The organism is Sodalis sp. RH19, assembly GCF_047324215.1.
Classification (GTDB): Bacteria; Pseudomonadota; Gammaproteobacteria; order Enterobacterales; family Enterobacteriaceae; genus Acerihabitans.
On record NZ_CP178734.1, the window covers coordinates 2,812,069 to 2,826,055 of the forward strand.

Consider the following 13,987-nt stretch of genomic DNA (forward strand, 5'->3'; position numbering starts at 1 on the left):
TTTATTGATCCTGATCGGCATGGCTTATCAGCCAGCTGTTGTGAATATGGCGATTACGGGCGAAGTCCTGGGAGCGTGTTTGCTCGGTGATGGACCGCGCCTTCAGGCCGAGGGCCTGTAATCCTTCGGCATCCAATTGGAAACCGCGTTTATTATTGGAGAACATCATGGTGCCGCCCGGGCGTAACAATCTTTTCAGATCTTTCATCAGCATCAGGTGATCCCGTTGCACGTCGAAGCTTTCAGACATGCGTTTTGAATTGGAGAACGTGGGGGGATCGATAAAAATCAGATCGAAGGTTTCCTGCGACAGTTCAAGCCAGGACAGGCAATCAGCCTGGATCAGGCGATGCTGCTTGCCGACCAGCCCATTGCTGCGCAGGTTTTTTTCCGCCCATTCCAGATAAGTGCGCGACATATCCACCGAGGTGGTGCTGCGCGCGCCGCCGATGCCCGCATGCACGCTGGCGCTGCCGGTATAAGCGAACAAGTTGAGGAAATCCTTGCCGCGGCTCATCTCGCCCAGCATTTTACGCGCGATGCGATGATCGAGGAACAGACCGGTATCCAGATAATCGGTCAGGTTGACCCAGAGTTTGGCGTCATATTCGTCCACCAGCAGAAATTCGCCCTTCTGCGCCAGCTTCTCGTACTGGCTTTTGCCTTTCTGCCGCTCGCGGGCCTTCACCACCAGTTGGCTGGCGGGGATATCCAGCACCGACAGGGTCGCCGAGATGGCGTCGTAGAGTCGCTGGCGCGCTTTTTCCGGCTCAATGGTTTTTGGCGCCACATACTCCTGGATCACCACCCATGAACTGTAGCGATCGATGGCGACGTTATATTCGGGCAAATCGGCGTCATAAAGACGATAACAATCCAGATGCTGCTTGGCGGCCCATTTTTCCAGGCCGCGGATATTTTTACGCAGCCGGTTGGCGAAATCGGGCGCGATGTCGCGGGCTACCGCCACGTTCGGCGTCTCGGCCAGCAGGTAGTTTTTCTGCTCGCAGTCCAGCGGGCCGTTTTTTGCTTTAAACGAACGCTCCGCGCGTAATTGCAGCGCGCTTAACAATACCGGCGACGCGCTGAACAGCGACAGCCGCCAGCCGCCGAACCGGCTTTTCATGATGCGCCCGAGCAGATTATACAACGCGATCAGCGCCGGCTCGCTTTCCAGCCGCTCGCCATAGGGCGGATTGCTGATCACCGTGCCGGTCGGGCCGTCAGGCTGCGGGTTGGCCAGATTAGCCACATCATTAACCGAGAAGGTGATCAGATCGGCGATGCCTGCGTGACGGGCATTGGCGCGCGCTTTTTCCAGCACGCGCGCATCGTTGTCGGAGCCAAAAAAGCGTGAAACGGCGCCGGCCCCCGCCGCGGCGCGCGCGCGCGCCGCGTCCAGCACTTCCTGCCACAGGAATTCGTTATGGCCGCGCCAGCCGTAAAAGCCCCATTGCTGACGCAGCAGGCCGGGCGCACGATCCGCCGCCATCAGCGCCGCTTCGATCAGCAGGGTGCCGGAGCCGCACATTGGGTCCAGCAGCGGCGTGCCCGCCTGCCAGCCGGAGCGCAGCACGATGGCGGCCGCCAGGTTTTCCTTGAGCGGCGCCTGACCCGCGCCGTCGCGGTAGCCGCGCTGGTGTAGCCCGCCGCCGCTCAGATCCAGCGATACCATGGCATGGTCGCGGTGCAAAAACACCTGCACGCGGATATCCGGCTGCTGTTTGGCCACGTCCGGACGCTGGTCCAGGGCATCGGCGAAACTGTCGACGATGGCGTCTTTTACCCGCAGAGTGCCGTACTGGCTGTTGCGGATAGCCTCATTGGTGCCGCTGAAATGCACGACAAAGGACTTATCCACCGAAAAAATCGCCGGCCAGTCGATACCCCGCACCCCTTGATAGAGGTCATCATCGCTGAAAACGTCAAAATCGGTCAGCGGCAGCAGGATGCGCGAAGCCAGGCGGCTCCAGAGCAGGCTTTGGTACAGCAGCCGATCGTCGCCGTGAAAGTGCACCCCGCCCAGGGCTATTTTACAGTCGAGCGCACCCAGTGCTTCCAGCTCGCTTTTTAACAGTTCTTCTAAACCTTGTGCCGTACTGGCAAAGAGTGCGTTCATCATGTCACTTATCATCAAAAAGAAAAATCGTTGGGCATTATAGCTAATCCCGACCCATTGTCATAAAGTTGGCCCAACAGAGTGTTCCGGCAGGGAGGCAAAGTGGTCAGTTTATCGCGGTTATATATTCATCCGGTGAAATCAATGCGCGGTTTGCAGGTATCCCATGCGCTGGCGGGCGCCGAAGGTCTGGCCTTTGACCGGATATTTATGGTTACCGACCCGGACGGTACTTTTATTACCGCCCGCCAATATCCGCAAATGGTGCTGTTTACGCCGGTGATGGTACAAAACGGCCTGCACCTTGGCGCGCCGGACGGACAAAGCATATTGGCGCGCTTTGCCGATTTCACGCCTGACGGCCGCCCCACCGAAGTCTGGGGCAACCATTTTACCGCGTATGTGGCACCCGAGGCCATCAATAACTGGTTAAGCGGCTATTTAGGTCGCGCGGTGCAGCTACGCTGGACCGGGGAGCAAAGCCACCGGCGGGTCAAACGCTATCCCGGCATACCGCTGTCGTTTGCCGACGGTTATCCCTTTTTGCTGATCGGCGAGTCCTCGTTCAGGGATTTGCAGGGGCGCTGTCCCGCCGGCATCAATATTACCCAGTTCCGGCCGAATTTGGTGGCGGCGGGCGCGGCGCCTTTTGCCGAGGACGGCTGGCGGCGCATTCGCATCGGCGACGTCGAGTTCGAGGCGGTCAAGCCCTGCAGCCGCTGCGTGCTCACCACCGTGAGCGTGGAACTGGGCCGTAAACACCCGGCGACGGAGCCTTTACGCACCTTGCAGGGCTACCGCACCGCCGATAACGGCGATGTGGATTTCGGCCAAAATCTGATCGCGCGCTCCAGCGGCATCATCCGCGCCGGCGACATGATTGAAATACTGGCGGAACAGGAGCCCAGGCGTTACGGAGGCGGCGCGGTAAGCGCAACCCTGGCGGCGCCGGTGGACGGCGAGCGGCAGGTGATGATTGATTACCAGGGACGGCGCTTTCGCGGCAATAACCAGCAGGTATTGCTGGAGCAGCTTGAGCAACAGGGGATTCGCATTCCTTATTCATGCCGGGCAGGCATCTGCGGCACCTGCAAGGTAAGGTTGCTTGCAGGCGAGGTCGCGCCGCTGAAAGCCAGCGCGGTCGAAGAACCCGGCCAGGTGCTGTCCTGCAGTTGCATACCCAAAAGCGATTTGCGTCTTGGCTAACTTCCGGGCGTCATACGCGCCCCGCATACGCCGAAGTGCGGCTACACCGCGGCGGCGTACTGGATATCGTCCTGGCGCGGGTAAGGTAATAACCGGTCGTGCATAATTTTGATGGCGTCGCCCAGCACGATTTTACGCGCGGCCAGGGTAAGCTGCGCCTGCGCCAGCACGCACAGGCTGGCGTTATCGCCCGCTTCCGCCACCAGCAGCCGCGCATATTCGCCATTGTCATTGAGGCGCACCAGCACGTCGTCGCCCATCACGGGATGCCAGTTCAACGGCGTGGGCTGCGGCCGGAAATGCCAGCTCTTCGGCATCAGCGGTTTCAGGAAGCGCAATGCCACCAGGGCATTGAGGATAAGCTCCGCCTGCTGTTCTTCCTTTAACGGCAGCGCCCGACACTTTTCGGCTAAGGTAAAATAGAGCGCGGCGTCGTCTACGCAGAATACCGTTTCGCTAAACGCATCGGGCGTCAGTGTCTTAGCACAAAAGCGTGAACGGAATATCATACCGTCAGCGAGATCCAGCATCATCCGATCATGCTCGGCATCATAAAACCAACGCCAATTATCGCCGGGAGTGAATTTCATCTTTAAATCCTTTCATCACGTCGCAATCGATTATGAAATATCCTGCAAAGAATTTTAGCGTTTAGAAAATAATTCTACGGATAAATTAACAGCAAACGGATAAAAGATAAACGAGCCTGGGGAATAAATAAACCCCCCAAGCCGTTTAATGAGAAAAAAATGATCAAATATGGGTAACAATGTCTTTAATCAGACGGGGACCGTGAAAAATAAAGCCGGAATATATTTGAATAAGCGCGGCGCCGGCGTCCATTTTTTCCCTCGCGGCGATCAGGGAATCAATTCCCCCTACCCCGATGATGGGCAATTTGCCGTTTAATTCACGGAACAGTCGGCGAATCACTTCCGTACTGCGCGCTTGTAAGGGACGGCCGCTTAACCCGCCGGTCTGGTTGCAATGGTTCAGGCCCTGCACCAGGTGCCGGTCGGTGGTGGTGTTGGTGGCGATGACGCCGTCGATATTATGACGGACCAGGCTGTCGGCAACCTGGACCAGCTCTTCGTCCGTCAGGTCGGGGGCTATTTTGACCGCAACCGGAACATATTTGTGGTGATACTTTTGCAGTTCGGACTGCTTATTCTTAATCGCCAACAATAAATCGTCCAGCGCTTCGCCGAATTGCAGCGTGCGCAGTCCCGGGGTATTGGGGGAGGAAATGTTTATCGCTATATAGCCGGCGTAAGGATATATCTTATCCATGCACAGCAGATAATCCTCCTTGCCCTGCTCCACCGGCGTCGCCTTGTTTTTGCCGATATTGATTCCCAACACGCCGCCAAAATGGGATTTTTTAACGTTTTCAACCAGATAATCCACGCCTTTATTGTTAAATCCCATCCGGTTGATCAGCCCTTCCGCCTCGACAAGCCGGAACAGGCGTGGTTTATCATTACCGGGCTGCGGACGCGGCGTTACCGTGCCGACCTCGATAAAGCCAAAACCCATGGCGCCGAGCGCGTCGATGCAATCACCATCTTTATCCAGGCCGGCGGCGAGTCCCAGCGGATTCTTAAACGCTATCCCCATGCAATTGACCGTCTTGGTCGGCACCGACTGGCGCACCAGAAACTCGAATGGCGTGCCGCTAATTCGGCGCAACTGCTGGAAGGTTAATTCATGGGCACGTTCTGGATCGAGCTGGAATAAAGCCTGTCTGATGAGGGGATAAAACATATCGTCTCCTGATATCCCGGTGGCAACCGGGGCGGTATTATCAAGTATCGGGCGCGGAAAAGAAATCAAACGGCGTAAAAAAAGCGCGATCGCTCGCGCCAGATCAAAAAAGCCCCCTTGCGGCGGGGTTATGGCGCGTCGGCGGGGCGCCATAACCCCGCCGACGCCGGTCTAACCTAACGCCTTGGTGATTTTTTCATACAAATCCCCGGACAGGTTCGGCAGCGCCTGCAACGTCGCCAGCGCCTCGCGCATCAATGCCTGGCGCGACTCATCGTAACGCCGCAGCCGGATCAGCGGCTCGATAAGCCTTGAGGCCACCTGCGGATTACGCGTATTCAGCTCGACCAGGATTTCGGCCAGGAAGCGGTAGCCGCTGCCGTCGGCGGCATGGAACGCCGAGGGATTGCCCGCGCTGAACGCGCCGATGAGCGACCGGATACGGTTAGGGTTGTTCAGGCTGAAGGAGCGATGGGTCAGCAGGGATTTAACCTGGGCGAGCACATCGTCGGCCGGGCTGGTGGCCTGCAGGGTAAACCATTTATCCATCACCAGGCCGTCATGATGCCAGCGCTCGTCGAACTCGGCCAGCAGCGTCGCCTGGCACGGCAGCTGCGCCGCCACGGCGGCGGACATCGCCGCCAGCGCATCGGTCATATTGTCCGCCGCGTGATACTGCGCGGTGGTGAGCCTGACCGCCCGATCGTGTTCGCCGAACGCCAGGTAATACAGGCAAATATTGCGCAAAGCGCGCTTGCCGATATCCGCGTGCACGACCCGGTATACCGGCGTCTTGTTGGCCTGGTAAACCGCCAGCAGCTCATCGGCCAGCTCCGTCGCCAGACAGCGGATCAGCGCCTCATGCACTTCATGGATGGCCGCCGGATCGATAACGCTGAATAATTCCGCCATCTCGTTTTCGCTGGGCAGCGTCAGGATCTGCGCCGCCAGCGCCGGGTCGAGGGAGGGGTCGAGCAACACGCCCCGGAAGGCATCGGCCACATGCAGCGGCAGGCTCAGCGGCAGGCCCTGGCTCACGCGCGCCACGCTCAGGCGAATATAAATCGACAGCAGGCTCTGCGCGGCGTCCCAACGGGAAAACTCGTCGGTGGCAAAACGCATCAGCAAGGTAAGCTGCTGATCGCTATAGGGGTAATCGAGCTTCACCGGCGCGGAGAATCCGCGCAGCAGCGACGGCACCGGCAACGACGGCACATCGTCAAAAATAAACGTCTGCACCGCGTCGGTGATATTCAGCACATTGTTCACCGGCCGGCCGTCGCGCCGCAAAGGAATCACCTGGCCCTGGATATCATAAAGCTCGATATCCAGCGGAATATGCAACGGCAGTTTCTCTGCCTGATCGGCGGTCGGCGGGGTCATCTGGCTGACGTGCAGCTGATATTGCCGCAACTCGGGGTTATAGTCATCGCGCACCGACAATACCGGCGTACCGGACTGGCTATACCACCGGCGGAACTGGGTCAGGTCGATACCGGAAGCCTGTTCCATGGCGTTGACAAAATCATCGCAGGTGGCGGCGGATCCGTCGTGGCGCTCAACATACAGCCGCATCCCGGCCTGGAACTTTTCTTCGCCCAAAAGCGTATGCAGCATGCGGATCACTTCCGCGCCCTTTTCATAGACCGTCACGGTATAGAAGTTATTCATCTCGATAACCTTCTCGGGACGAATCGGGTGGGCCATCGGGCTGGCGTCCTCGGCAAACTGCGAGCCGCGCATCACGCGCACGTTGCCGATGCGGTTCACCGGGCGCGAGCCGAGATCGGCGCTGAATTCCTGATCGCGAAAGACCGTCAACCCTTCCTTCAGGCTCAGTTGGAACCAGTCCCGGCAGGTGATACGGTTGCCGGTCCAGTTATGGAAATACTCATGGCCGATAACCCGCTCGATATTCAGATAATCACTATCGGTGGCGGTCTCAGCGCGCGCCAGCACATATTTGGAATTGAACACATTCAATCCCTTGTTTTCCATGGCGCCCATATTAAAGAAATCCACGGCGACAATCATAAAGATGTCGAGATCGTATTCCAGGCCGAAGCGGGCTTCATCCCAGCGCATCGCCTGCTTAAGCGAGGTCATCGCCCAATCGGCGCGATCCAGGTTGCCGCGATCGACAAACAGCTCCAGCGCCACCTCGCGTCCGGAACGGGTGGTGAAACTATCGCGCAGCACGTCGAAATCGCCGGCCACCAGGGCAAAGAGATAGCAGGGTTTAGGGAACGGGTCCTGCCAGACCACCCAATGGCGGCCGTCGGCCATTTCGCCGCCGTCAATGCGGTTGCCGTTGGACAGCAGGAAGGGATAGCGTGTTTTGTCGGCGATAATGCGGGTGGTAAAGCGCGCCAGCACGTCCGGGCGGTCCAGATAATAAGTAATATGGCGGAAACCCTCCGCCTCGCATTGCGTGCACAGGGCGTCGCCGGACAGGTACAGCCCTTCCAGCGCCGAGTTCTGCGCCGGATGAATCACATTCACGATGGTAAGGGTAAACGCCCCGGGCAGCTGTTCAATCACCAGCAGCGGCCCTTCCTGACGGTAGTGCGCCCAAGGCTGCCCATCGATGCTGACGTTAAGCAGCTGCAGGTCCTCGCCGTTTAATACCAGCGGCGCTCCCGCCGGTCCTTTCCTGACAACGTTACTGACCGCCGTTACCGTAGTGGTTTCGGCGTTAAGATCAAACTCCAGGCTGATATCGGTGATGGTATAATCCGGCGCACGATAATCATGGCGGTATTTTGCTAGCGGCTGTTGAGTCATAATTAACCTTTTGGCATCGTCATTGATTTCTCTGTGATAAGTCTATTCCTGTTAAGACCATGTTGCCATTGTTAAGCGGCATGGCCCGTTAAAATGCCCGCGCAGGGGGTTGAAAAAGATCGTGACGCTGCACCACGGGTTTTATCATGTCGTTTCAGCCCGGACGGCACGTTTAAGCCTCGACGTTGCAGCGCCATTTATGATTTGATGTGACTACACTTACAGAACAAGCCGGGTACACTTCAGTCGATTTGCCATTTATCCGACTGTATTTATGTGTCGCAAGAGGATGCTGTAGCGCGCCATGACTTTAGCCATTGAGCCGATTTTAACGTCGATACTTGACACTGATGCCTACAAGTTGCATATGCAGCAGGCGGTTTATCATCGTTACCATGATGTTACGGGTACCGCCGAGTTCCGCTGCCGCGGCGACGATATGCTGGGCGAATACGCCGCCGAAATCGGCGCGCAAATCGAGCTGATGCGTAACCTGGCGCTGAGCGACGAGGAATTCGCCTTTCTCTCGGCGCTGCCTTTTTTCCACCAGGATTATCTGGCGTGGCTGCGCGCGTTCCGGTTCGACCCGCGCCAGGTGCGGGTGCGCGATCATAACGGCAAGCTCGATATCCGCATTACCGGCCCGTGGCGTGAGGTGATCCTGTGGGAAGTGCCATTGCTGGCGGTCATCAGCGAAGTGGTCCATCGCCGGCGCACGCCTTTCGATGTGCGCGACATGGCGCTGACGCAGCTGCGGCAAAAACTGCAGCATTTCCGCGACCGCAGCCGCGATATCGATATCTCCCGTTTCAAACTGATGGATTTCGGCACCCGCAGGCGGTTTTCGCGCCAGGTCCAATACGATGTGGTCCGCGAACTGCAGCGGGACTTCCCTTATCTCATCGGCACCAGCAACTACGATCTGGCCCGGCGGCTGTCGTTAACGCCGGTGGGCACCCAGGCCCATGAATGGTTTCAGGCCCACCAGCAGATAAGTCCGGTACTGGCCAATAGCCAGCGCGCCGCGCTTCAGGCCTGGTTGGACGAATATCCCGATCAGTTGGGCATCGCCCTGACCGATTGCATTACCATGGATGCGTTCCTGCGTGATTTCGGCGCCGGCTTTGCCACGCGCTACCAGGGATTGCGCCATGATTCCGGCGACCCGGTGGAATGGGGAGAGAAGGCGATTGCCCATTACCAGAAGCTGGGGATCGACCCGCTGACCAAGACCCTGGTCTTTTCCGACAGCCTTGACTTCGACAAGGCGCTGGCGCTGTATCGCCACTTCTGGCAGCGGATTAACCTGGTGTTCGGTATCGGCACCCGGCTAACGTGCGATATCCCGGCGGTTAAGCCGCTGAATATCGTGATAAAGCTTGTGGAGTGCAACGGCAAACCGGTGGCGAAACTGTCCGACAGCCCCGGTAAAAGCATGTGCCAGGATAAAGAGTTCGTCCGCGCGCTGCGCAAGGCCTTTGATTTACCGCTGGTGAAAAAAGCCAGCTGATGCTTGCCCTACCCCGCGCCGGCTCCTCTTCCGGCGCGCGCATCGCGCCCCATTGTTCCCCTTACCCGGCGATTGTTTGCGCCCGCAGGCAAAATCTGTCATTAAATGATGATTTTCGCTTGTGTCCTTCTGCCCGCCAAGTAACATATTACAGCTTTCGCCGCGGCGATAATGTTTAATCCCCCATCACAATGAGTTAAGAGAGTCATTTATGAGCGTAGTGCCTGTAGTCGATGTACTGCAAGGGCGCATACCTGCTGACAGTGAAGTCACTGTATATGGTTGGGTGCGTACCCGGAGAGATTCTAAAGCCGGTATCTCCTTTCTCGCCGTCTATGACGGTTCCTGCTTTGATCCTTTACAGGCCGTCATAAATAATAATCTGCCGAATTACAAGTCGGACATCCTGCGCCTGACCACCGGCTGTTCGGTGGCGATCACCGGCCGGGTGACCGAATCGCTGGGCGGCGGCCAGCGCTTCGAGATCCAGGCGGACAAAGTGGACGTGCTGGGCTGGGTGGACGATCCCGACACGTATCCGATGGCGGCGAAACGGCACAGCGTGGAATATCTGCGCGAGGTGGCGCACCTGCGCCCGCGCACGAATATGATCGGCGCCGTCGCCCGGGTGCGCCATACCCTGGCGCAGGCCATCCACCGCTTTATGGATGAGCGCGGCTTCTTCTGGGTCTCCACGCCGCTTATCACCGCATCCGACGCCGAGGGCGCCGGTGAGATGTTCCGCGTCTCCACGCTGGATTTTGAAAACCTGCCGCGCACCGCCCAGGGCAAGGTTAACTTTGATGAAGACTTTTTCGGCAAGGAAGCGTTCCTGACCGTTTCCGGCCAGCTGAATGCCGAAACCTATGCCTGCGCGCTATCCAAGGTCTATACCTTCGGCCCGACGTTCCGCGCCGAGAACTCCAATACCACCCGCCATCTGGCCGAGTTCTGGATGATGGAGCCGGAAGTCGCTTTCGCCAATCTGGATGATATCGCCGGCCTGGCGGAAGCGCTGCTGAAATATGTCTTCCAGGCGGTGCTCACCGAGCGCGCCGACGATATGAAATTTTTTGCCGAACGCGTGGATAAGGACGCCATTACCCGCCTGGAACATTTTGTGGCATCCGATTTTGCCCAGGTTGATTATACCGAGGCGGTGGAGATTTTAATCGCCTCCGGCCAGCCCTTCGAAAACCCGGTCTCCTGGGGCGTCGATTTGTCCTCCGAGCATGAACGCTACCTGGCGGAGAAACATTTTAAAGCGCCGGTGGTGGTAAAAAATTATCCCAAAGACATCAAGGCGTTTTATATGCGTCAGAACGACGACGGCAAAACGGTGGCCGCCATGGATGTGCTGGCGCCGGGAATCGGCGAAATCATCGGCGGTTCACAGCGTGAAGAACGTCTGGACCGGCTTGACGATCGTTTGGCGGAAATGGGGCTGAATAAAGAAGATTATTGGTGGTACCGCGATCTGCGTCGTTACGGCACCGTGCCGCATTCGGGTTTCGGACTCGGGTTTGAACGTTTGATCGTTTATGTCACAGGAATGCAAAATATTCGTGACGTAATCCCCTTCCCACGCAGTCCGCGCAATGCGAACTTCTAATTTTCTTCTTAAAATATAAGAAAAACATATATATAACTTCTGGAGGCCAGCGATACTGGCCTTTATCTTTTCAAAGTTTGAGTTCTCTCACAAAGTTCCGTGAAATTTACATCTTGTAACACACGGTTTCCCGCTGAAACATCATTGCGACCTTTGTAGCATTTTCCATGTGGATTAACAGGTCCACGAATGGAACACTGCGTGCAGACACAGGAAGACACCAAACTCTCAATAATGTTTCATCTAGAAATGTTAGCGGCAGTGGCAGGTGTCCGAATAACACCAATGAGGGTAGTAATAATGATGAAGCGCAATCTTCTTGCAGTGGTAATTCCGGCCTTGTTGGCTGCTGGCGCGGCTAATGCGGCCGAAGTTTATAATAAAGACGGTAACAAACTGGATTTGTACGGTAAAGCTGTCGGCCTGCATTACTTCTCTAATTCCAACGACAATAGCTTTGCGGGCGACGGCGATCAGACCTATGCGCGTCTCGGCTTTAAAGGCGAAACCCAGATTAACGACCAACTGACCGGTTACGGCCAGTGGGAATACCAGTTTAACGCCAACCACACTGAAGGCGGCTCCGACGCGCAAGACGGCAATAAAACCCGTCTGGGCTTTGCCGGCTTGAAATTCGGTGACTACGGTTCATTCGATTACGGCCGTAACTACGGCGTAGTGTACGATGCCCTGGGCTGGACCGATATGCTGCCGGAGTTCGGCGGTGATACCGCCTACTCCGATAACTTCTTTGTTGGCCGTACCACCGGCGTTGCCACTTACCGCAACACCAATTTCTTCGGCCTGGCCGACGGCCTGGATTTTGCCTTGCAGTACCAGGGCAAAAACGACCGTACCGGCTCTGATTTCGGCCGCGCTAACGGCGACGGCTACGGCGGTTCCGTATCATACGTTTCTCCTATCGGCTTGGGCATCGTAGGCGCTTATGCTTCCTCCGATCGTACCGAAACGCAGAATGCCTCGCCGATTGGCCAGGGCGACCGTGCCGAACAATGGGCAACGTCGGTTAAATATGACGCTAACAATATTTACCTGGCCGCCACCTACGGCGAAACCCGCAACGCAACCCGTATCACCGCGCCGGTTACCACTGGCGGCGTGACCACCGGTGTTGATGGCTTTGCCAATAAAACCCAGGACATCCTGCTGGTTGCCCAGTATCAGTTTGACTTCGGTCTGCGTCCGTCCATCGCTTACGGCCAGTCCAAAGCGAAAGACGTTGAAGGCATCGGCGACACTGATATCCTGAAATACTACGAAGTTGGCGCTACCTACTACTTCAACAAAAACATGTCCACCTATGTTGACTACATCATCAATAAAGTTGATGACAACAACAAGCTGGGCATGGGTACCGACGACACCGTCGCACTGGGCCTGGTTTACCAGTTCTAAGCCGACACGGACGTCCTTGCAGCGCATCATAACTGCAGGTCAAGATAAAGAAGCGGGGTGGCTGCCCCGCTTTTTTTTTGTTTTTTTCCGCCAATGCCGTCCCTTTGCCCTTTTCCGGTAAATTCCCTTGCGCCGTCACAGCGTTTTTTTCCCCAGCCTGTTGGCAAAGCACGTTTCTGGCGGTAACCTGATAACACTCTACGCTCACCTTTAGTTACCTTCTGGAACCCTTCATAATGTTTGAAACTATCCCCCTGGCCGCCGCCGATCCTATCCTTGGTTTGCTGGACGTTTTCCGTGCCGACGATCGGCCCAATAAAATCAACCTGGGCATCGGCGTGTATAAAGATGAAACCGGCCAGACACCGGTGCTCACCAGCGTCAAAAAAGCCGAACAATTGCTGCTGGAAAACGAAGTCACCAAAAATTATCTCGGCATCGACGGCTTACCGGCGTTCGCCCGCTGTACCCAAACGCTGCTGTTCGGCACCGGCAGCGCGATTATCAGCGCCAACCGCGCCCGCACGGCGCAAACGCCCGGCGGCACCGGCGGGCTTCGCGTCGCCGCGGATTTCCTGGCCAGTAATACCACGACCCGGCGCGTCTGGATCAGCACCCCCACCTGGCCGAACCATAAAAATATCTTCGCCGCCGCCGGTATTGAAACCGCCGACTACGATTATTACGACGCCGTCAGCCACCAGCTTAACTTCGCCGGCATGCTGGCAAGCCTTGAGCAGGCCCAGGCCGGCGACGTCGTGTTATTCCACGGCTGCTGCCATAACCCCACCGGTATCGACCCGACAGAGGCGCAATGGCGTACCCTGGCCGAGCTGTCGCGGAGCAAAGGCTGGCTGCCGTTATTTGATTTCGCCTATCAGGGGTTTGCCCATGGGCTGGAAGAAGATGCGCAGGGCCTGCGTATCTTTGCCGAGAACCATGCGGAAATGATTATCGCCAGTTCGTATTCCAAAAATTTCGGTCTGTATAATGAGCGCGTTGGCGCCTGCACCCTGGTCGGCGCCGATGCCGACACCGCCGACAAGATCTTCAGCCAGCTAAAATCCTGTATTCGCGCCAATTATTCCAATCCGCCGGCCCACGGCGCCGCGATTGTCGCCACCATTCTAGGCAACGAGGCGCTGAAGGCGCTGTGGGAGCAGGAACTGACCGAAATGCGCCAGCGTATACGGCGCATGCGCCAGCTGTTCGTCAATACCCTGCGGGAAAAAGGCGCGCAGCAGGATTTCGAATTTATCAATGCGCAAAACGGCATGTTCTCGTTCAGCGGCCTGACCAAAGATCAGGTATTGCGGCTGCGCAGCGAGTTCGGCGTGTATGCGGTGAACTCTGGCCGGGTAAATGTGGCGGGCATGACCACCGGGAATATGGCGCAATTGTGCGAAGCCATCGTGGCGGTGCTTTAACGGCGTGCAATCGCATAACGTGCGCGTTTACGGGCATCGGCAAGGTTTGCCGGCGGGGTGATGTCTGTTGACCGGGCGCGGTTTTGGCGGCGGGGGTGGCGGATGTCGCGTCGCCCGGGCGCCGGATTGTCCCGGTGGCAGCGAAAGCA

At 57.2% G+C, this 13,987-nt stretch carries 10 protein-coding genes; 5 read left to right on the forward strand and 5 right to left on the reverse strand.

Annotation, left to right across the window (positions count from 1 at the left end):
- Position 1: 1 nt before the first annotated feature.
- A complete protein-coding gene (gene rlmKL, locus ACL2XF_RS12820) occupies positions 2-2,119 on the reverse strand; it encodes a bifunctional 23S rRNA (guanine(2069)-N(7))-methyltransferase RlmK/23S rRNA (guanine(2445)-N(2))-methyltransferase RlmL (RefSeq protein WP_413728812.1) in 2,118 nt (705 codons plus the stop codon).
- A 102-nt stretch (positions 2,120-2,221) separates the two neighbouring features.
- Here rlmKL and ACL2XF_RS12825 point away from each other — a divergent pair, with 102 nt between their 5' ends.
- Positions 2,222-3,325 (forward strand): YcbX family protein, encoded by a 1,104-nt coding sequence (locus tag ACL2XF_RS12825; RefSeq protein WP_413728728.1) that lies wholly within the window; start codon positions 2,222-2,224, stop codon positions 3,323-3,325.
- Between the two features lie 41 nt (positions 3,326-3,366).
- Here the strand turns inward: ACL2XF_RS12825 and ACL2XF_RS12830 are convergent, their stop codons facing one another.
- The 3 genes from ACL2XF_RS12830 to pepN all read right to left on the reverse strand — a co-directional run bounded on the left by ACL2XF_RS12830 (position 3,367) and on the right by pepN (position 7,873).
- Positions 3,367-3,915, reverse strand: a complete 549-nt coding sequence (locus tag ACL2XF_RS12830) for a cell division protein ZapC (protein WP_413728729.1) — start codon at positions 3,913-3,915, stop codon at positions 3,367-3,369.
- A 163-nt stretch (positions 3,916-4,078) separates the two neighbouring features.
- Complete coding sequence (gene pyrD, locus ACL2XF_RS12835; RefSeq protein ID WP_410015883.1) at positions 4,079-5,089, reverse strand: quinone-dependent dihydroorotate dehydrogenase; 1,011 nt, start codon at positions 5,087-5,089, stop codon at positions 4,079-4,081.
- A 171-nt stretch (positions 5,090-5,260) separates the two neighbouring features.
- Entirely contained in the window at positions 5,261-7,873 is a 2,613-nt protein-coding gene (pepN, locus tag ACL2XF_RS12840) for an aminopeptidase N (RefSeq protein ID WP_410015884.1), read from the reverse strand.
- 304 nt (positions 7,874-8,177) lie between these two features.
- On the opposite strand from pepN, the gene pncB reads away from it, so the two are divergent.
- The 3 genes from pncB (at position 8,178) to ompF (ending at position 12,411) form a co-directional block, all read left to right on the forward strand.
- Positions 8,178-9,383 (forward strand): nicotinate phosphoribosyltransferase, encoded by a 1,206-nt coding sequence (gene pncB / locus ACL2XF_RS12845; protein WP_413728730.1) that lies wholly within the window; start codon positions 8,178-8,180, stop codon positions 9,381-9,383.
- A 211-nt stretch (positions 9,384-9,594) separates the two neighbouring features.
- Positions 9,595-10,995, forward strand: coding sequence for an asparagine--tRNA ligase (gene asnS, locus ACL2XF_RS12850; protein WP_413722396.1), 1,401 nt, complete (start codon positions 9,595-9,597; stop codon positions 10,993-10,995).
- 300 nt (positions 10,996-11,295) lie between these two features.
- Positions 11,296-12,411, forward strand: coding sequence for a porin OmpF (gene ompF, locus ACL2XF_RS12855; RefSeq protein ID WP_413722395.1), 1,116 nt, complete (start codon positions 11,296-11,298; stop codon positions 12,409-12,411).
- Positions 12,412-12,437: 26 nt separating this feature from the next.
- On the opposite strand, the gene ACL2XF_RS12860 is transcribed toward ompF, so the two are convergent.
- Entirely contained in the window at positions 12,438-12,608 is a 171-nt protein-coding gene (locus tag ACL2XF_RS12860) for a hypothetical protein (protein ID WP_413728731.1), read from the reverse strand.
- A 39-nt stretch (positions 12,609-12,647) separates the two neighbouring features.
- Between ACL2XF_RS12860 and ACL2XF_RS12865 the strand changes: the two genes are divergently transcribed.
- Positions 12,648-13,838: an amino acid aminotransferase gene (locus ACL2XF_RS12865; protein WP_413728732.1), complete on the forward strand. Its 1,191-nt coding sequence runs from the start codon at positions 12,648-12,650 to the stop codon at positions 13,836-13,838.
- Positions 13,839-13,987: the final 149 nt, after the last annotated feature.

Bases quoted from the DNA above. Each gene is read 5' to 3' on its own strand.
- asnS (WP_413722396.1), top strand. From the start codon at position 9,595: ATGAGCGTAGTGCCTGTAGTCGATGTACTGCAAGGGCGCATACCTGCT.
- pyrD (WP_410015883.1), bottom strand. From the start codon at position 5,089: ATGTTTTATCCCCTCATCAGACAGGCTTTATTCCAGCTCGATCCAGAA.
- pepN (WP_410015884.1), bottom strand. From the start codon at position 7,873: ATGACTCAACAGCCGCTAGCAAAATACCGCCATGATTATCGTGCGCCG.
- pncB (WP_413728730.1), top strand. From the start codon at position 8,178: ATGACTTTAGCCATTGAGCCGATTTTAACGTCGATACTTGACACTGAT.
- rlmKL (WP_413728812.1), bottom strand. From the start codon at position 2,119: ATGAACGCACTCTTTGCCAGTACGGCACAAGGTTTAGAAGAACTGTTA.
- ACL2XF_RS12865 (WP_413728732.1), top strand. From the start codon at position 12,648: ATGTTTGAAACTATCCCCCTGGCCGCCGCCGATCCTATCCTTGGTTTG.
- ACL2XF_RS12830 (WP_413728729.1), bottom strand. From the start codon at position 3,915: ATGAAATTCACTCCCGGCGATAATTGGCGTTGGTTTTATGATGCCGAG.
- ompF (WP_413722395.1), top strand. From the start codon at position 11,296: ATGATGAAGCGCAATCTTCTTGCAGTGGTAATTCCGGCCTTGTTGGCT.